Here is an 18,419-nt window from a genome sequence, read left to right as displayed (position 1 = left end):
CATGGCACGTCTGGTCACGATCGGGGCGGCCCAGCTCGGCCCTATCGCGCGCAAGGATACGCGCAGCATGGTGACCGAACGCCTGATCGCGCATCTGCGCGAGGCCCGGCGCATGGGTTGCGATCTTGTGGTGTTTCCAGAACTGGCACTGACCACCTTCTTTCCGCGCTGGTTCATGACCGACCAGGCCGAAATTGACAGCTTCTTTGAACGGGATATGCCCGGGCCGCAAACCCAGCCGCTGTTCGATGAAGCAAAGCGCCTCGGCCTCGGTTTCTATCTCGGCTATGCCGAGCTGACACCGGAAGGCAAACATTTCAATACGGCGATCCTGGTTGGCAAGGATGGCGCGATCATTGGCAAATACCGCAAGGTGCATCTGCCGGGCCATGCCGAGCACGAACCCTGGCGCCGCTTCCAGCACCTGGAAAAACGCTACTTCGATATCAGCGATACCGGCTTCAAGGTCTGGCGCGGCTTCGGCGGCATTCTCGGCATGGCGATCTGCAACGACCGGCGCTGGCCGGAAACCTATCGCGTGATGGGTCTGCAGGGGGCCGAGATGATCCTGCTCGGCTACAATACGCCGGTGCATAATGCGCCGGCGCCCGAGCATGACGATCTCTCGCTGTTCCACAATCAGCTGTCGATGCAGGCCGGCGCCTACCAGAATGGCAGCTGGGTGGTCGGCGTGGCCAAGGCCGGCAATGAGGAGGGGGTGCCGATGATCGGCGGCAGCCAGATCATCGCGCCGTCTGGCGTCACGGTGGCGGCCACGCGCACCGATGGGGACGAGCTAGCGGTGGCCTGCTGCGACCTCGATGCCTGCGCCAGCTATAAAAATACTACATTCAACTTTGCGGTTCATCGCATGCCGCAGCATTATGGCCTGATCACCGCGCGCAAGGGAGCCGAGCCACCGCCATGAAATCCGCGAAGAAGAAAGCCAATATCACACCACTGACCCCGCCGGCCAAGGCCGCCGCCGCCCTGCAGCCGCCCCTGATCGCCGGCATGTTTGCCGAGGCTGGCATACTGCTGCGTCCGGGTCGCGCCGATATCATTGCCGGCACGCTGGGTGTCGCCACGGCGAAATTCCGGACTCAGGCACAGAAGCTGGCCTTCGAGCGCGAACCGGGCCTGTTTCCGGCGGCGCCGGTCGAGATGAAGAAGGGGAAGCGGTGATGAAAAAGACCGTGAAGAAAGCCGTGCAGAAAGCTATGCCGAAACCCGATCTGGCCCTGATGGGCCTGGCCGATGCTGCCCGCGCGGTGGCACAGGGCAAGGTGACCGCGCAGGCACTGACCGAGGCCTGCCTGGCCCGCATCACCGACTGGCAACCCCGGGTGAATGCCTTTCTCAAGCTGGAGGCCGATGCAGCCCTGAAGGCGGCCAAGGCGGTTGATCGTGCGCGCAAGCGCGGTGCCAAGCTCGGCCGGCTTGCCGGTGTGCCACTGGCACACAAGGACATGTATTATCGCGCTGGCAAGGAAACCTCCTGCGGCTCGGCAATCCGCCGGCACTGGAAAGCGACCGAAACGGCGACGGCCCTGCAGCGTCTGGATGCCGAAGGCGCGCTCGATCTCGGCCGGCTCAACATGGCCGAATTCGCCTTTGGCCCCACGGGCCACAATTATCACTACGGCCATGCCCATAACCCGTGGAACACCGACCGCATCACCGGTGGTTCCTCCAGTGGTTCTGCAGCGGCCGTGGCTGCGCGTATGGTGTTTGGTGCTCTGGGCTCCGATACCGGCGGTTCGATCCGTCAACCGGCGCATTACTGCGGCCTGGTTGGCATGAAGCCGACCTGGGGACGTGTCAGCCGTGCGGCTGCCATGCCGCTCAGTTTTTCGCTCGATACGGTCGGGCCGCTGACGCGGCGCGTCGAAGACAGCGCCCTGCTGATGGAAATTCTCGCCGGTGCCGATCCACGCGATCCCACTGCCAGCATGCAGGCGGTGGGCGCCTATGTCGCAGCGGCGAAGTCCGGTGCCGTGCGCGGGCTGAAGCTGGCCGTCCCGCGTCGCTATTTCTGGGACAAGCTGAACAAGCCCAGTGCCGAGTGTCTGGAAGCGGCTCTGAAACTCCTGTCCAAGCTGGGGGTCAAGATTGTGGAGATGACGCCGCCGGACATGGAGATGGTGACGGCGGCCTCCTTTGTGATGATCTCGGCCGAGGCCGCGGCTTTGCATGCCTCCTGGCTGCGGACCCGGCCCAATCTCTACAGCGACCAGGTGCGCGGAAGGCTGGAAAACGGCCTGGCGGTCAGTGCGGCGGATTACATCGACTCGCAGCGCTGGCGCAGCGAGGCGACAGCCGCTTTTCTCAAGGCCATGAACGGGGCCGATGCGGTTTTCGCACCGGTGGCCGATCGTCCGGCGCCGACCATCGAAGAAACCGATGTGGCCGGCAAACCGGAAGCCGCCAAGACGATTGCCGCGCTGACCCGACTGACTCGGCCGATCAATTATCTTGGCCTGCCGGCCATGACGGTACCGGCCGGCTTCGTGCGTGGCGGCCTGCCGATAGGCTTCCAGTTGATCGGTAAACCCTTCGATGAGGCGATGCTCTATCGTATCGCCGGTGCTTATGAAGCGAAGCAGCCCTGCCATCAGCAGGTGCCGGTCTGAGTTTCCCCCGTCCTGCCCAATTCTGAGGCAACACTGGCCTCGGGTTGGGCAGGACACGCAGGCGCTTTCATTTGTGTGCGTCGAATCAGCTGTTTGCCCTGTGGCACGGACCTTGCGTCTTCATCCCCAATACCAACCCGGGGTGAACACATGGCTCACAAAAAGACTTCTCCGTTTCTGCTGTCGTTGCTGGCTGCTGCGGCCCTTACTGGGCTGACGGCTGTGTCGGCGCAGGCGCAGGGCGTACTGCGCATCGGTATGACAGCCTCCGACATTCCGCTCACCACCGGTCAGACCGACCAGGGCGGCGAGGGCATGCGCTTCATGGGCTATACGGTCTATGACGGCCTGATCAACTGGGACATGAGCAAATTCGACAAGCCATCAGTGTTGACGCCTGGTCTGGCGACCAGCTGGGGCGTCGACGCCACGGACAAGACCAAGTGGACCTTCACCCTGCGCGAAGGCGTGAAATTCCATGATGGCAGTGAATTCACCGCGGATGCCGTGGTCTGGAACCTCGACAAGCTGCTGAAGAAGGATGTGCCGCAATTCGATCCGCGCCAGTCGGCCCAGGGTCTGTCGCGCATTCCCGCCGTCGCCAGCTACAAGGTGACCGGCAAGTATTCGGTCGAGATTGTTACCAAGACTCCGGATGCGACGCTGCCCTACCAGATTGCCTGGGTGATGATGTCGTCGCCGGCGCAATGGGAGAAGCTCGGCAAGAGCTGGGATGAATTTGCCAAGACGCCGTCGGGCACCGGCCCCTGGAAGCTGACCGCCTTCGTACCGCGCGAGCGCGCCGAGCTGTCGCCCAATGCCGCCTACTGGGACAAGGCGCGGGTGCCGAAGCTCGACAAGATCGTGCTGCTGCCGCTGCCCGAGCCGAATGCCCGTGTGGCCGCCCTGCGGTCCGGTCAGGTCGACTGGATCGAAGCGCCGGCGCCCGATGCGGTGGCCTCGCTGAAGCAGGCCGGTTTGACCATTGTCACCAATGCCTATCCGCATAACTGGACCTGGCATCTCTCGCGTGCCGAAGGTTCGCCCTGGAACGATATCCGCGTGCGCAAGGCCGCCAATCTGGCAATCGACCGCATGGCCCTGAAGGAACTGCTGGGCGGCCTGATGATCCCGGCCGAAGGCTTCGTGCCGCCGGGCAATCAGTGGTTCGGCAATCCGACCTTCAAGGTGAAGTACGATCTGGCCGAAGCCAAGAAGCTGATGCAGGAAGCCGGTTATGGCCCCGGCAAGCCGCTCAAGACCAAGGCGCTGATCTCGCCCTCGGGCTCGGGTCAGATGCTGCCGCTGCCGATGAACGAATTCGTCCAGCAGAGCCTGGCCGAGATCGGCATCCAGATCGACTTTGAAGTGGTGGAGTGGAACCAGCTGATCAACATCTGGCGTGCTGGCGCGAAAAGCGAAAGCGCACGCGGCGGCACTTCGATCAACTTCACCTACTTCATCCAGGATCCGTTCACCGGCTTCATCCGCCATCTGCAGTGCAACCTGGTGGCGCCGAACGGCACCAACTGGGGCCATTACTGCGACCCGGAGATGGACAAGCTGTTCAACGACGTTCGCAACACCTTCGATGCCAAGGAGCAGGACAAGGTTCTGCAGAAGGTGCATGAGAAGTATGTCAATGAAGCGCTGTTCCTGATGGTGACCCACGACGTCAACGCCCGTGCGATGAGCACCAAGGTGAAAGGCTTCGTGCAGGCGCAGAACTGGTTCCAGGACTTCTCGCCGATCACGATGGCGAAGTGATCGCGGCAGCCGGCCCCGTTCAGCGGGGCCGGCTGTTGCAATTTTTTCCGTAGCCCCATGACGGACCGCCCATGCTGATTTATACCCTCAAGCGGCTGCTGTATGTGCTGCCGGTTGCCTTCGGCGTCAGCGTCGTCTGCTTCCTGCTGGTGCATATCACACCCGGCGATCCGCTCACCGCTGTGATGCCGATCGATGCCAGTGCCGAACAGCAGGCCGCCATGCGCGCAGCCTATGGCTTCGACAAGCCGCTGCCGGTGCAATACGTGATCTGGCTTGGCAAGGTCATGATCGGCGATCTCGGCACCTCGATTGCCAGCGGTCGCGCCGTGCTGACCGAGGTTTCCCGAGCCGTCAGCAACACCCTGATCCTTTCCGCTGTGGCCACGGCTATCGGCTTCTTCTTTGGCTGCCTGTTCGGTTTTGTTGCTGGCTATTATCGCGGTTCGGCCGTGGATCGCATCGCCTCGGCACTCTCGGTGCTCGGCGTCAGCGTGCCGCATTACTGGCTCGGCATGGTGCTGGTCATCATCTTTTCGGTGCAGCTCAACTGGCTGCCGGCCACCGGGGCCGGCCCCGGCGGCTCGGCCGACTGGGCCTGGAACTGGGAACATATCCGCCACCTTATCCTGCCGGCCATCACCATGTCGGTGATCCCGATGGGCGTGATCGCCCGCACCATCCGCGCCCTGGTGGCCGAAATTCTGTCGCAGGAATTCGTCCAGGCGCTGGGCGCCAAGGGCCTGATGGATCGTGGCATCTTCCGCCATGTGGTGAAGAACACCGCGCCGACGGCGCTTGCCGTGATGGGGCTCCAGTTGGGCTATCTGCTTGGCGGTTCGATCCTGATCGAGACGGTGTTCTCCTGGCCCGGCACCGGCTTCCTGCTGAATGCCGCCATCTTCCAGCGCGATCTGCCGCTGCTGCAGGGTACCATTCTGGTGCTGGCGATGTTTTTCGTTTTGCTCAACCTGCTGGTCGATGTGCTGCAAACGGCACTTGATCCGCGCATCCAAAGGGCTTGAGCGATGGCTATTGGCGCTTTGGACGGCAAGGTCACGATCGCCCCGATCCAGGTTTCCGAGGGCTACTGGCGCGGCGTGGTGCGCCGGATCAGTCGCGATCCGGTTGCCATGATCGCTCTGGTGATCATTGTGGCGCTGGTGCTGATGGCGATCTTCGCACCCTATCTGGCACCGGCCGATCCGGTGCGCGGCTCCATGCTGCGCCGCCTGCGCCCGGTCGGTACACCTGGTTATCCGCTCGGCGCCGATGAATTGGGCCGCGATATGCTCTCGCGACTGATCTTCGGCGCGCGACTGTCGCTGTTCATGGGCGTCACGCCAGTTCTGGCCGCTTTCGTGATCGGGTCCGGCCTGGGCATTTGCGCGGGCTATATCGGCGGCAAGCTGAATACCGTGATCATGCGTACGATCGACATTTTCTATGCCTTTCCTTCTGTGCTGCTGGCCGTTGCTTTGTCGGGGGCACTGGGAGCTGGCCTGACCAATGCGCTGGTGTCGCTGACCATCGTGTTCATTCCCCCGATCACCCGTGTCGCCGAAAGCGTGACCACCCAGGTACGTAACCGCGACTATGTCGAGGCAGCGCGCGCCAGTGGCGCCGGTGGTTTCACCATCGTGCGGGTGCATGTGCTAGGCAATGTGCTGAGCCCGATCTTTGTCTATGCCACCAGCCTGATCTCGGTGTCGATGATCCTGGCCTCGGGTCTCAGTTTCCTCGGCCTTGGCGTGCGTCCGCCGGAACCGGAATGGGGCCTGATGCTGAACACCCTGCGCACGGCGATCTACGTCAATCCGCTGGTGGCTGCGTTGCCGGGCGTGATGATCTTTATCACCTCGATCTCCTTCAACCTGTTCTCCGATGGCCTGCGTACGGCCATGGATGTGCGGCAATGAGCGCGATGACTGATACCACGGCGGATGCCCGGGATCGCGGCGGCCCGCGCCAGCCGCTGTTGACTGTCCAGGGCCTGATCAAGCATTTCCCGGTCGGCAAGGGCCTGCTCGGGCGCAGCAACACCGTGGTGCGCGCCGTGGATGGCGTGGATTTCGAGCTGCTGAAGGGCGAGACGCTGGGTATCGTCGGCGAATCCGGCTGCGGCAAATCCACTACTGCCCGCCTGCTGATGCATCTGATCCAGCCTGATCAGGGCCAGATCGTCTTCGATGGCGAAAGCGTCGGGCATGATGTTTCGCTGTCGGAATACCGTCGCCAGGTGCAGATGGTGTTCCAGGACAGCTATGCATCCTTGAATCCGCGCCTCACCATCGAGGATTCGATTGCCTTCGCGCCACGGGTGCATGGTGTGCCACGCCGCGAGGCGCTCGCCCGCGCGCATGATCTGCTGGCCCGGGTAGGCCTGGAGCCGCACCGTTTTGCCGGCCGGTATCCGCATGAACTCTCCGGCGGTCAGCGCCAGCGCATCAACATCGCCCGCGCTCTTGCATTGGAGCCGCGCCTGGTGATCCTCGACGAGGCCGTATCGGCACTGGATAAATCGGTCGAGGCGCAGGTGCTCAATCTGCTGCTCGATCTGAAGGAAGAATTCGGGCTTACCTATATCTTCATCTCGCATGACCTCAACGTGGTCCGGTTCATGGCCGACCGCGTCATGGTGATGTATCTCGGCAAGGTGGCCGAGATCGGCGCTGCCGATGCGATTTTCGAGCGTCCGGCGCATCCCTACAGCGCGGCCTTGCTGGCTTCGATGCCGGCAATGGACCCCGACGACCGCACACTGGAAGCGCCGCTTTATGGCGATCCGCCCAACCCGATCAACCCGCCGCCGGGCTGCCGGTTTCACACGCGCTGCAGCTTTGTCAGTGATATCTGCAGCAAGGTGGCGCCGGAACTGGCCGAAGTGGCCAGTGGTCAGCGTGTTTCCTGCCTGATGCGCCAGCCCGGCTCGGGTCATGCATCTGCACCCACAGCGGAGGCGGCGGAATGACCGATATGCCGATGATCGATATCCGCGACCTGAATGTGACCTTCACCGGTGGTCGCAAACCCGTGCATGCCGTGAATGGCGTGACGCTATCGGTTCAGCGCGGTGAAGTGGTGGCTTTGCTGGGCGAGTCCGGCTCCGGGAAGAGCGTGACACTGCGCTCTCTGCTCAACATGCACCCCAGGAAGCGTACCAGGATGAGTGGCAGTGTGGTGGCCGCAGGGCAGGATATCCTCAAACTGTCCGGGCGTGCGCTGGCCGATTATCGTGGCAAGGTGGCTTCGATGATTTTCCAGGAGCCGCTGCTGGCCCTCGACCCGGTCTATACTGTCGGTGCCCAGATCACGGAGGCCATTCGCCGCCATGAGCCGGTGTCCAATGCCGAGGCCCATGCCCGCGCACTGGCCCTGCTGCAGAAGGTGAAGATTCCATCGCCCGAACGTCGCCTGCAGGCGTTTCCGCATGAAATGTCGGGTGGCATGCGCCAGCGCGCCATGATCGCCCTGGCGCTCGCCTGCAACCCGCAGATCCTGCTGGCCGACGAACCGACCACGGCACTGGATGCCACGGTCCAGATTCAGATTTTGCTGCTGTTGCGCGAATTGCAGCGCGAACTCGGCCTTTCGGTGATTCTGGTGACGCATGACATCGGTGTTGCTGTCGAGGTCGCCGACCGTGTGGCGGTGATGTATGCCGGTCGCATCGTCGAGACCGGCAGCGTGCGAGACATCATCCGCAATCCGCGTCATCCTTATACCCAAGGCCTTCTGGCTTCACGCGCGCATGACGCCATGTCAGGCGCGCGACTGGATGCCATTCCGGGGGCGCCGCCGGATCTGGCTGCCTTGCCGCCGGGCTGCTCCTTCGCGCCACGCTGCAAGCATGCCGCCGCCGCCTGCATGGTGGCGCCGCCCGAAGTGGTGGAGATCGGACCGGGCCATGCAGCCCGCTGCGTGCGGCTGAGCGAGGCGGTTGCCGCCTAGGACTTACTGATCCTCAAACGGCAAGCCGACATAATTCTCGGCCAGTGATGTCTTTGCGGCGCGTGAGCTGACCACGTAGTCCAATTCTGACAGCTGAACTTCGTTCTCGAAGGCGTTGCGCTCGTCGAACTTGTGCAACAGAGAGGTCATCCACCAAGAGAACCGCTGCGCCTTCCAAATCCGGCGCAGGCAGAGATCCGAATAGCTGCCCAGCAGATCGCTGCTGTTCTTCTTGTAATAGGCGTCCAGTGCGCGGGACAGATAGCGCACATCGGCCACTGCCAGATTCATGCCCTTGGCGCCGGTCGGCGGCACGATATGGGCGGAGTCGCCGGCCAGGAACAACCGGCCATGCCGCATCGGCGTGCTGACGAAACTGCGCATTGGTGTCACGCTCTTCTGCAAGATCGGGCCTTCCGCCAGTTTCAGCCGGTCCTCACCCTCCAGGCGGTGATGCAACTCTGCCCAGATGCGGTCATCGGACCAGTTGGCGATGTCTTCATCGGGCTGGCATTGCAGATAGAGGCGGGTGATCTCCGGCGTGCGCATGCTGAACAGCGCGAAACCTCGGTCATGCAGGTTGTAGATCAGCTCTTCCTGCACCGGCTTGGACCGCGCCAGGATGCCAAGCCAGCCGAAGGGATAGACGCGCTCGTAATTCTGCTGCAGCGCGGCCGGAATGGCCGGCCGGCAGATGCCGTGGAAACCGTCGCAACCGGCGATGAAATCGCAGTCGAGCGTATAGTCCTTGCCATCTTTGTCGCGCCAGGTGATCGAAGGCGCGTCGCTCTCGATGCCGTGCGCGGCCACATCGGCGGCCTCGAACACGATCTTGCCGCCATCGGCCAGGCGCTGGGCGATGATGTCTTTCACCACTTCATGCTGGCCATAGACCATCACGGCCTTGCCGGTGAGGTCGACGAAATCGATATGGTGATTGCGGCCACGGAAGCGCAGCGTGGTGCCGTGATGCAGCAGGCCCTCCGTGTTCATGCGGGCGCCAAGGCCGGTGTCGTTCAGGACATCGACGGTGCCTTGTTCCAGCACGCCAGCGCGGATGCGGCCCTCGACATAGGGGCGGTCGCGCGCTTCCAGGATCACGGACTCGATGCCGACGAGATGCAGCAGATGCGACAGCAGCAGCCCGGCCGGGCCGGCGCCGATGATACCGACTTGGGTACGCATGATTTTTCCTCTCCCAGACTGAGGGCCGGCATTCCGTGGCCCGAAGCGAAGATGGCGCGAAGCGGCGATCAGGGAAATGGACGCAGCGGCCTTTGTCTTGTACTTTTAGGCCTAAGAGCCGTGGCGAGGCGATATTGCCAAGGCGGCGAATGTGGCGCCGGTGAAATCTATTAAATGACTGATAATATTCCAAAATTCTTCTTATATGGTGAGGCCGACAAGGACGCGGGACTGCATTTCCTGCATGTCGAAACCATCCCTGCTCGCAGTATCTTGCACGATTGGTACATAGCGCCGCATCGACATTCCAACCTGTTCCAGCTGCTGCTGGCTGTCGGTGGTGGCGGCGAATTGCGGGCTGATAGCCTGGCGCAGGATTTTCGCGCGCCTGCATTGGTGACCGTGCCGCCCGGCGTGGTGCATGGCTATCGCTTCCGGCCCGGCACTGAAGGCTGGGTGGTGACTCTGTCTGACAGCTTCGCCGGTGAAATTCTCGGGCCCCGCGATGCCGAGATCGGGCCGGCGATGGCCGAGGCAATGCTGCTGCCACTGGATGGCAACGAGGCCATGGCCGCCGGCCTGCACAGGCAGTTTGCCGCTATTGCCGAGGAATTCCGCAACCCTGGGCTCGGCAGCCTGGCCGCGATTGCCGCACATACCCGCCTGATCTTTGTGGCCCAGGCGCGGTTGCGGCAGGCGGATCGTCAGGCCGCCCTGGCGCGGGATGCCGATGCGGTTTTGTTTGCCCGGTTCCGCGGCCTGGTCGAAACCCATTACCGCGATCATCGCCCGGTCAGCGCCTATGCCCAGGATCTGGCCGTGACGGAAAAGCGGCTGACCGCGGCCTGCCGCCGGGTTGCCGAGAAGGCACCCCTGGACGTGATCCATGCCCGGCTGCTGATCGAGGCCAAGCGCAACCTGCTCTACACCTCGATGACAATCGCCGAGGCCGGCTATGCGCTGGGCTTCCGCGATCCGGCCTATTTCACTCGATTCTTTACCCGCGGCGCCGGGATGGCGCCGAGACAGTTCAAGGCCGCCGCCGGTCACGAAGCCGTTCAAAACAATGGCACTTGATGCCCGATCTTGACTTGACGCTGCGTCATGCCGTGCCGGCAGTCTTGCGCGGCGCCGGACCTGTTATACTCTGGCGGAAATAAAAGCCGGGAGCGAAACCATGGATCTGAATTTCACCACTGACGAACTGAAGTTCCGCGACGATGTGCGCGCCTTCATCGCCGAGAAATTCGATGCCGAGATGCGTGCGGCCATGGCGCGTACTCGCACCGGCTATATCGCCAAGCATCTGCATATCCGCTGGCAGAAGGCGCTGAACGAGCGCGGCTGGCTGGCGCCGAACTGGCCGGTGGAATACGGCGGCCCGGGCTGGACACCGACCCAGCGCTATATCTACGAACAGGAAATGAGCTCGGCCGGTGCGCCGATCACGGTGCCCTTCGGCCCGCGCATGCTGGCGCCGGTGATCATGAAGTTCGGCACCGAGGCACAGAAGAAGAAATACCTGCCCGATATCCTCGCCAGCAATGTCTGGTGGTGCCAGGGCTATTCCGAGCCGGGCGCGGGTTCCGATCTTGCCAGCCTGCAGATGAAGGCCGAGGACAAGGGCGATCACTTCCTGTGCAACGGCAGCAAGATCTGGACCTCCGAAGCCCAGCATGCCGACATGATCTTCTGCCTGGTGCGCACGGCGCAGACCAAGAAGCCGCAGGAAGGTATTTCCTTCCTGCTGATCGACATGAAGTCGCCGGGCGTCACCGTTACGCCGATTGTCACCATTGATGAATCCACGCCCGGCATGCAGGAGGTCAACCAGGTCTTCTTCGACGATGTGAAAGTGCCGAAGGAGAATCTGGTCGGCGAACTGAACCAGGGCTGGACCTGCGCCAAATACCTGCTCGAATTCGAACGCGGCAACGCCTATTCCGGCCATCTCAAGCGCCATCTGGCGCATCTGCGCAAAGTGGCCAAGGCCGAGCAGAAGGGCGGCCAGCCGCTGGCTGCCGATCCGGATTTCGCCGCCAAGCTGGCCGATGCCGAAATGAACATCATGGCGATGGAGATGCTGGAACTGCGCGTGCTGGGCGGCACCAAGAGCGGCCAGAACCTCGGCGCAGCATCCTCCATGCTGAAGACGCGCGGCACCGAGCTGCAGCAGCTGGTCAGCGAATTGTCGGCCGAGGCCGTCGGCTATTACGCCGCGCCCTATACGGCGCTGGTCGAGGGTTCCAACGAACCCGGCATTGGTCCGGATTATGCCGATGGCGTCGCTGCGCGTTATCTGAACATGCGCAAGGTGACAATCTACGCCGGATCAAACGAAATCCAGCGCAATATCATGTCGAAACTGATTCTCGGTTTGTAATCCGTCAAACCCTGGCGATAACGGCAATCAGCCCGCCGCCATCGGGGCCCTGATGTTCGGCACCGCCGGAAACGAAAATCCGGCCATCGCCGATCACGCCGGCCACCATGCCGCCGACGGCGCCACGGATATGGCGCTGAGCATTGATATCGGTGTCATCCAGCATGGTGTGACGGTTGCCGCGGACAATGCCGCGACGGTCGGGCTCGCATTTCACCAGCACGCCACGGATGCGCAGGGCATCATTCTCTGAAACCTGCGGATCAGCGACGATATTCAGATCATCCAGTGCGCCAACCACGGCCTTGATATCCAGCGCATCGCGCATCGGCCGGTGTGCGATCGCCAGATCGCCGCTCCAGCTTGCCGCGTTGCCCAGCACAATCACCTCGTTGCAATCGACCTCGACGCCGGATGAGATGCTGGCGCGGTCGGAGGCGATGCCGTAATCGGCGAACATGGCGGTTTCGGTGATCCGCGTCGGGCGGGTATCACCGAGCGCGAGCGCCACGCCAAAGGCACCGGCAACCCGGGCATAGGCCATCGAGCGGTTGGAATCCGCTGTCAGCACGGCGGCGCCGCGTGCAGCCGCCTCCTGTGCGCGTGCGGCTGTCACGCAGGGCGCCTTCACCTGCACGAAATGCACATCCGCCATATCGGTGATGCCGGCATCGGCAATCGCGGCCTGCACGGTATCCGCCACCATTTCGATATGGCTGCGGCGTCCGACATGCTCCGGCGCCATCGGCTTGCTGAAGGCAACCCCGATGGCGAGGTGCTTTTCACCGGTTGGCGCAGCAGAGGCGGCGCTGCGCGAGAAGACCAGATAATGCGGCGACAACACGCCCTCGGTGCCGCCTGACAGGATGCAGGGGATCGCCTTGACGATCTCCTCGCGCGATTTTCCGGTGCGCTCTGCCAGCAGGGTGGAGAAGGCCAGCGTGAAGTAGCCACGGGTGAAATCATTCACGCCGCCATTGCCTTCGGTCTTGCCGATCACGGCGACCACATCGGCGGGCGCCAGTGCGCCGTTGTCGAACGCCTCTGCAAGGGCCGAAAGGTCGCCAGGATGGCGCATGGACAGTCGATGGACGGATGCCTGCATGAATACTCCGGAAAACAATACGGTTTGCGAAGCAAGATGCATTCCGCCCCTGCAAGGCTGTCATTCTACGCTTGGTCGATCTGTCTGTGCCCAGATATTGGGCGGCACTGCCGCAGCCTTGGGCGGCCTGCAACCGATACCTCAACCACTTTCACGGCAAAGCTGTAGCAGCCGCGAGTCCACTCAGTTTTCTTGGCCTGTGACCGGGTCAGCCGGCTGGCACATTGTATGCACAGCAATAGACATGGCGGGTATTATCACCGGACTGTTTCATGTCGCTATCAAAACCGCGGATCTGGCCAAGACCCGCTGGTTCTACTGCGACCTTCTCGGGCTGGCCGAAGTGGCGCGGCCGGATTTCGGCTATCCCGGTGCCTGGATTGCGGTGCCCACGCCGGTCGGCGAGGCGATCATCCATATCTATGCCGGCGGGCCGGCGCTGGGGCCTGAAGGCAAGGCGCCAAGCGGCACCGGCGCCATCGACCATATTTCGCTGACCGCGCTCGGTTATCACGACTTCATCGCCCGCTTCCGCCAGCAGGGTATCGACTGGCGCGAATTCCTGGTGCCGAACACGACCTACTGGCAGCTCTTTGTCTACGACCCCAGCGGCGTGCAGCTCGAACTCACCTTCGATGGCCGCGCCGAACAGGGGGCGCCGCCCGACATGTCGCCCGGCCGCAGATATGTCGCCGGCAGCAACTTTTTTGTCCCCTCGCAATATGAATTCGCCTGATCCAAAGGAGATATCGATGACTGTCCGTCTGATTCGCACCGCCATGCTGGCCGGTGCTGCCTTGCTCGCCCTTGCTGCCGGCCAGGGCGCTCTCGCTGCCGACAAGGTCAAGGTCGGCGTCTTCCCGGTGTCCTCGGCTCTGCCGTATTTCGTCGCCGTCGAGCGCGGCTACTTCAAGGAACAGGGCATCGACGCTGAAATGGTCAAGCTGATGGGCGCCCCGCCGATCGTGCAGGGCATGCTGACCGGTGATCTGGATGCCGGCGCCAATCTGGTCACCGTCGATGGCATGAATGCCAATACCAAGAAGGAGGGGCTGGTCTACTACATGTCCCTCTATGGTCAGAACAAGTTCGCCAAGATGGAGCAGTTTGTTGTCAAGACCGGCATGCAGGCTGCGTCGGTGAAGGACATCAAGGCCGCCAGTGCCGCACCGAAGAAGATCATGTCCGCGCCGGGTGCCGGCAACATGGCGATGGCGCGCGCCGTTCTGGGTGCGGTCGGCATGAAGGAAGGTGCGGATTACACGCTGACCGAACTGGCGATGAACCTGCATGCGGATGCCATGAAGGCCGGCACCTTCGATTTCGGCTACACGCTGGAACCGAATGCCACCGTGATGAACAGCATGGGTGCGGCGAAGACGGTGGAAGCCGGCGTGGTGTCGAAATACATCATCGGCCGCGAAGAGGCTTATGCCTATATGGCGGGCGGCGCCATCACCGGCAAGTTCATGAAGGAGCGGCCGGAGGTGGCCAAGCGCTTCTCGGTCGCCTGGCGCAAGGCGCTGAAGGATATCGAACAGGATCCGACCACTCGCGAATTGCTGAAGGGCAACACCTTCACGCCGCCGGAACTGGCGATGACCATTCCGCTGCCGCGCATGCTGATGATCGACCAGCTTTCGGTGCAGGACAAGAAGGACTTCCAGAAGGTGATCGACTTCACCATCCAGAGCGGCGTTATCAAGGATCCGGTTGAAACTGCGAAGTATCTGGTGGTGCTCGACAAGAAAGCCTCCAGCTGATGCTGTCTCGCACGCGGGCGGCGATGCGGCTGGTGAAGGGCGGGACAGTCGAGGCTGCCCCGTCCGTCCAGCCAGCCGATAAGTCTTATCGCTGGTTCCCGCCCGGCACGCATATCACCGTGCGCGGCCTGTCCAAGCAGTTCCAGGGCAGCGTGCTGTATGAAGATTTCGATCTCGATCTGCCGCGCGGCAAGGTGGTGTCGGTTTTCGGGCCCAACGGCTGCGGCAAGAGCACGATCATCAACATGATCGCCGGCCTGCTGCCGATGGACAAGGGCGAGGTGCTGTTCGATGGCAAGACCATCGACGAGACCCGCATCGGCTATGTGTTCCAGAATTACCGCGAAGCACTGTTTCCCTGGTTGCGCGCCATCGACAACATCCATTACCCGCTCAAACTGATGGGCCTGAGCCGCAAAGAGCGCAACGAGCGGGTGGAAAAGCTGCTCGGCCGCTTCCAGGTCAAGATCGATTTCAACCGCTACCCCTACGAGCTTTCCGGCGGCCAGCAGCAGACCGTGTCGATCATGCGATCGCTGGTCATGGAGCCCGAGGTTCTGTTCCTCGACGAGCCCTTCTCGGCGCTGGATTACGAGATGACATTGTTCATGCGCGACCAGATGCAGAAGGTATTCATGGAAACGAACACCACGATGGTGATCGTCAGCCACGACCTGGAAGAGGCGGTCTATCTGGCCGACCATGTGCTGCTGCTGACGCGCCGGCCGACCAAGATCGCCGATTTCATCGAGGTGCCGCTGCCGCGCCCGCGGTCGGCCGATACCCTGTCCGATCCCAAATTCGTCGAGATCAAAAGCCGCTGCCTGGAAATCTTTCGCCGCGAGGCAAAGCTGTCATGAACAAGCTTCTCGCCCGGCTCAATCCCGTCATCGGCGTCATCCTGCTGGTTCTGGTCTGGTGGATTGCCACCCTGCTGCAGATCGCCGATCCGGTGCTGCTGCCGCCGCCGCAAAAGGCCTTCAAGGCCCTTGTCGATGGCCTGGTCAGCGGCCCGCTGCTGCATGATTTCGCCCAGACCATCTATCGCACGGTGCTGGCCTTCCTGATCGCCTCGGCCATCGCCATTCCGCTTGGTGTCATGCTTGGTGCCGCCGACAAGGTCTACCGCTCGGTCGAATTCGTCATCGACTTCTTCCGCTCAACCCCGGCTTCGGCGGTGTTTCCGCTGTTCCTGGTGCTGTTCGGTGTCGGCGACAAGACCAAGATCGCGGTGGCGGCCTTCGGCTCGGTTCTGGTGATCCTGTTCAACGTGGCTTACGGCGTGATGAATGCCCGCAAGACCCGTGTGCTGGCCGCCAAGGTGATGGGCGCCAACCGGTTTCAGGTGCTGAAGGACGTCTATTTCTGGGAATCCCTGCCGCAGACCTTCATCGGCATGCGCAATGGCATTTCACTAGCGCTGGTCATCATCGTGGTGGCCGAGATGTTCATCGGCTCATCTGACGGGATCGGCTATCGCCTGATCGAGGCGCAGATGCTGTTCGAGATGCCGACCATGTATGCCGCGATCTTTGCCGCTGGCGCGCTGGGCTACGGCATGAACTGGATTTTTCTCACCATCGAGAAAACCTTTGTGCATTGGGGCGGAAAGTAATGGAGGGCGGGACGTAATCCATGGACGCCAGCGGCCGCAAACGCATTGTCATTGTCGGCTCCGGTGTTGCCGGCAGCATCCTGGCCTATGGCCTGCGCGAGCTTGGCAATGTCGAGGTGATCTGCCTGGAGCGTGCCACGGCGGAAGATCATGCCGAAGCCGGCACCGGCCTCAATGTCGGTCCCAATGCGATCAAGGCGCTGCGCCTGTTCCAGCCTGAACTGGCGGCCCTGCTGGAAGCCGAAAGCCTGCCCTGGCTGACCTGGCGCATCTCGCTCACCAACGGCCGCGAGCTGATGAACCTGCCGCTGTCGAAGGTGGCAGACAATCCCGGCATCCGCATTCGCTGGTCGCAGCTCTATGCCCTGCTGCGCCGGCCGGTGCAGCAACATGTGCGTTTCGGCACCGAAGTCACCGCTATGCGCTATGCGCGTGCCGGCGAAGCTGGCCCGATCGTGGTGGAAACCATCGATCGGCGCACCGGCCGCACCGTGATCGACGGCGTCGACCTGCTGGTGGCTGGCGATGGCCGGTATTCCCGTGTGCGCGAAACCTTCCTCGGCCGGCCGCAGCCGCAATTCCTCGGCGTCTGCATTTTCCGCCTGCTGATCGAGACCGCGCGGCCCGATCTGGTCGATGATTACGAGCAGTGGTTCAACGGGCCCAATCGCCTGCTGGCCTTCCGCATTCCCGGCAATGCCACCTATATCGCCGGTTCCTTCCCGATCCTGCCCGATGAAGACGTACCGGCCGAAGCCAAGCGGCCTGATGTGCTGCGCGCGCTTTATACGCCGGCCGATGGCGCGCCGAGTGCGCAATGCGCCTTCATGATCGATGCGATCTGCAACCGCGTGAGCGAGATTCACTGGGCGCGACTGCAGGAAGCGCCGGCCGAGTTCTGCGATTCCAATCGCCGCATCCTGCTGCTGGGTGATGCCGCGCATCCGATGGTGCCGACCCTGGGGCAGGGGGCGACACAGGCGATTGAAGACGCCTGCATCGCCGCGGCCGAATTGCGCGCGGCCTTTGCCGATGGCGTGGACGGCAATATCACCGCGGCTTTGGAAAAGATCGAGCAGCGCCGCCGCGCCCGCGTCGAATTCGTGGTCGATTTCTCGCGCGATGCCACGGATACGATGCTGGCAGGCGCTGACCCGGTCAGCGGCAGCCTGGCCAAGACGCAGCCGGATTTCCTCGCCCGGCTGGTCAAGCTCTATCGCGACGTGCCGGCGGCTTAAGAGAACTGCGTCGGCCAGCGCTCGGCCCAGGGGGCAAGCGTTTCATAGCGACGGCCCAGGGCCAGCAGCATCGCATCCTGTCCATAGCCGCCGATCAGCTGGAAGCCGATCGGCATACTATTGCTATCGGGCGCTGCCGGCAGCCCGAGGCCGGGCAGGCCAGCCAGATTGACCCAGCCGGTATAGACGGCATGGCCGCGCGGCCCCGCAGTTTCGCCGGCAATGATCTCGGGGAACACCCTGTCCTTGGCCCAGGGCTGCGCGGCGGCGCTCGGCGTCAGGATCGCATCCCATTGCGCGAAGAAGACTGCCATCTGGCGGCGCAGGTCGACCGCATGATTGAGTGCGGCGAGATAGTCGGTGGCGCGCACCGCCTTGCCGGTTTCATACATCTGCTGCAGGGCAGGGGTGATGCGTGCGGGCCCGCCCAGACGGTCGACAATCATGGCCAGGCCTGTCGGCATCAGCGCGGCGAGCGCCGCGGTCGCGGCCTCGATATCGAAGGGCAGGTCGCCGGTCTCCACATTGCAGCCGGCGCGACGCAGTACATCCACGGCGGCATCCACGGCGGCAACGATCTCCGGCTCAACCGGATTGGCGCCGAAGCGCGGCAGATAAAGGATGCGCGGCCGGGCCGGGCTGGCATGGGTTTCCGCCATCGTCACGGCCGCAGGGAAGGCCAGCGAATGCCGGTCGCGCGGATCGGGTGCCGACAGCGCGCAGAGCGTGGCAGCGACATCATCCAGGCTGCGGCCGAACAGGCCGATCACTTCCAGATC

General features: G+C 62.8%; 18 protein-coding genes. 15 read left to right on the top strand and 3 right to left on the bottom strand.

All coding sequences use genetic code 11. The features are described from left to right. Position 1 precedes the first annotated feature (1 nt). The 8 genes from AAG799_RS13040 to AAG799_RS13005 all read left to right on the top strand — a co-directional run bounded on the left by AAG799_RS13040 (position 2) and on the right by AAG799_RS13005 (position 8,351). On the top strand, positions 2–928 hold the full coding sequence (locus AAG799_RS13040) for an N-carbamoyl-D-amino-acid hydrolase (protein WP_341896546.1): 927 nt from the start codon (positions 2–4) through the stop codon (positions 926–928). Continuing rightward, positions 925–1,185, top strand: a complete 261-nt coding sequence (locus tag AAG799_RS13035) for a hypothetical protein (protein WP_341896544.1) — start codon at positions 925–927, stop codon at positions 1,183–1,185. Before AAG799_RS13040 ends, AAG799_RS13035 begins: the two co-directional genes overlap by 4 nt. Continuing rightward, positions 1,185–2,633 (top strand): amidase, encoded by a 1,449-nt coding sequence (locus AAG799_RS13030; protein ID WP_341896541.1) that lies wholly within the window; start codon positions 1,185–1,187, stop codon positions 2,631–2,633. Before AAG799_RS13035 ends, AAG799_RS13030 begins: the two co-directional genes overlap by 1 nt. 150 nt (positions 2,634–2,783) lie before the next feature. Next, entirely contained in the window at positions 2,784–4,400 is a 1,617-nt protein-coding gene (locus AAG799_RS13025; RefSeq protein WP_341896540.1) for an ABC transporter substrate-binding protein, read from the top strand. Positions 4,401–4,471: 71 nt separating this feature from the next. Continuing rightward, positions 4,472–5,425, top strand: a complete 954-nt coding sequence (locus AAG799_RS13020; protein ID WP_341896537.1) for an ABC transporter permease — start codon at positions 4,472–4,474, stop codon at positions 5,423–5,425. A 3-nt stretch (positions 5,426–5,428) separates the two neighbouring features. Beyond that, positions 5,429–6,319: an ABC transporter permease gene (locus tag AAG799_RS13015; protein ID WP_341896536.1), complete on the top strand. Its 891-nt coding sequence runs from the start codon at positions 5,429–5,431 to the stop codon at positions 6,317–6,319. Then, the gene (locus AAG799_RS13010) at positions 6,316–7,371 is read left to right on the top strand and encodes an ABC transporter ATP-binding protein (RefSeq protein ID WP_341896534.1); all 1,056 of its coding nucleotides are present in this window, start codon (positions 6,316–6,318) and stop codon (positions 7,369–7,371) included. Before AAG799_RS13015 ends, AAG799_RS13010 begins: the two co-directional genes overlap by 4 nt. Beyond that, complete coding sequence (locus AAG799_RS13005; RefSeq protein ID WP_341896532.1) at positions 7,368–8,351, top strand: ABC transporter ATP-binding protein; 984 nt, start codon at positions 7,368–7,370, stop codon at positions 8,349–8,351. Before AAG799_RS13010 ends, AAG799_RS13005 begins: the two co-directional genes overlap by 4 nt. Before the next feature lie 3 nt (positions 8,352–8,354). Here the strand turns inward: AAG799_RS13005 and pobA are convergent, their stop codons facing one another. After that, complete coding sequence (gene pobA, locus AAG799_RS13000) at positions 8,355–9,536, bottom strand: 4-hydroxybenzoate 3-monooxygenase (protein WP_341896529.1); 1,182 nt, start codon at positions 9,534–9,536, stop codon at positions 8,355–8,357. Between the two features lie 174 nt (positions 9,537–9,710). Here pobA and AAG799_RS12995 point away from each other — a divergent pair, with 174 nt between their 5' ends. Further along, the gene (locus AAG799_RS12995) at positions 9,711–10,613 is read left to right on the top strand and encodes a helix-turn-helix domain-containing protein (RefSeq protein ID WP_341896527.1); all 903 of its coding nucleotides are present in this window, start codon (positions 9,711–9,713) and stop codon (positions 10,611–10,613) included. A gap of 100 nt (positions 10,614–10,713) precedes the next feature. Continuing rightward, positions 10,714–11,919: an acyl-CoA dehydrogenase family protein gene (locus AAG799_RS12990; protein WP_341896525.1), complete on the top strand. Its 1,206-nt coding sequence runs from the start codon at positions 10,714–10,716 to the stop codon at positions 11,917–11,919. A 4-nt stretch (positions 11,920–11,923) separates the two neighbouring features. On the opposite strand, the gene AAG799_RS12985 is transcribed toward AAG799_RS12990, so the two are convergent. After that, a complete protein-coding gene (locus AAG799_RS12985; RefSeq protein WP_341896523.1) occupies positions 11,924–13,024 on the bottom strand; it encodes a ring-opening amidohydrolase in 1,101 nt (366 codons plus the stop codon). Between the two features lie 244 nt (positions 13,025–13,268). Here AAG799_RS12985 and AAG799_RS12980 point away from each other — a divergent pair, with 244 nt between their 5' ends. Genes AAG799_RS12980 through AAG799_RS12960 form a run of 5 tightly spaced genes read left to right on the top strand, consistent with a single transcriptional unit; the run spans position 13,269 to position 17,640 of the window. Beyond that, positions 13,269–13,760 carry a VOC family protein gene (locus AAG799_RS12980; RefSeq protein ID WP_341896521.1) on the top strand — a complete coding sequence of 164 codons (492 nt, stop codon included), beginning with the start codon at positions 13,269–13,271 and terminating at the stop codon, positions 13,758–13,760. A gap of 16 nt (positions 13,761–13,776) precedes the next feature. Continuing rightward, positions 13,777–14,787, top strand: coding sequence for an ABC transporter substrate-binding protein (locus AAG799_RS12975; protein WP_341896519.1), 1,011 nt, complete (start codon positions 13,777–13,779; stop codon positions 14,785–14,787). Further along, on the top strand, positions 14,787–15,647 hold the full coding sequence (locus tag AAG799_RS12970) for an ABC transporter ATP-binding protein (protein ID WP_341896517.1): 861 nt from the start codon (positions 14,787–14,789) through the stop codon (positions 15,645–15,647). Before AAG799_RS12975 ends, AAG799_RS12970 begins: the two co-directional genes overlap by 1 nt. After that, positions 15,644–16,402 (top strand): ABC transporter permease, encoded by a 759-nt coding sequence (locus tag AAG799_RS12965; protein ID WP_341896515.1) that lies wholly within the window; start codon positions 15,644–15,646, stop codon positions 16,400–16,402. The genes AAG799_RS12970 and AAG799_RS12965 overlap by 4 nt, the downstream gene beginning before the upstream one ends. 20 nt (positions 16,403–16,422) lie before the next feature. Then, positions 16,423–17,640 carry an NAD(P)/FAD-dependent oxidoreductase gene (locus tag AAG799_RS12960; RefSeq protein ID WP_341896513.1) on the top strand — a complete coding sequence of 406 codons (1,218 nt, stop codon included), beginning with the start codon at positions 16,423–16,425 and terminating at the stop codon, positions 17,638–17,640. On the opposite strand, the gene AAG799_RS12955 is transcribed toward AAG799_RS12960, so the two are convergent. Further along, positions 17,637–18,419: amidase family protein (locus tag AAG799_RS12955; protein WP_341896510.1), on the bottom strand; the 783-nt coding region annotated here is incomplete at its 5' end. The genes AAG799_RS12960 and AAG799_RS12955 overlap by 4 nt on opposite strands.

It is taken from the genome of Ferrovibrio terrae, assembly GCF_943371255.1.
Classification (GTDB): Bacteria; Pseudomonadota; Alphaproteobacteria; order Ferrovibrionales; family Ferrovibrionaceae; genus Ferrovibrio; species Ferrovibrio terrae_B.
Note: the sequence above shows the minus strand (reverse complement) of the source record. Positions and strands in the feature narration are given on the sequence as shown.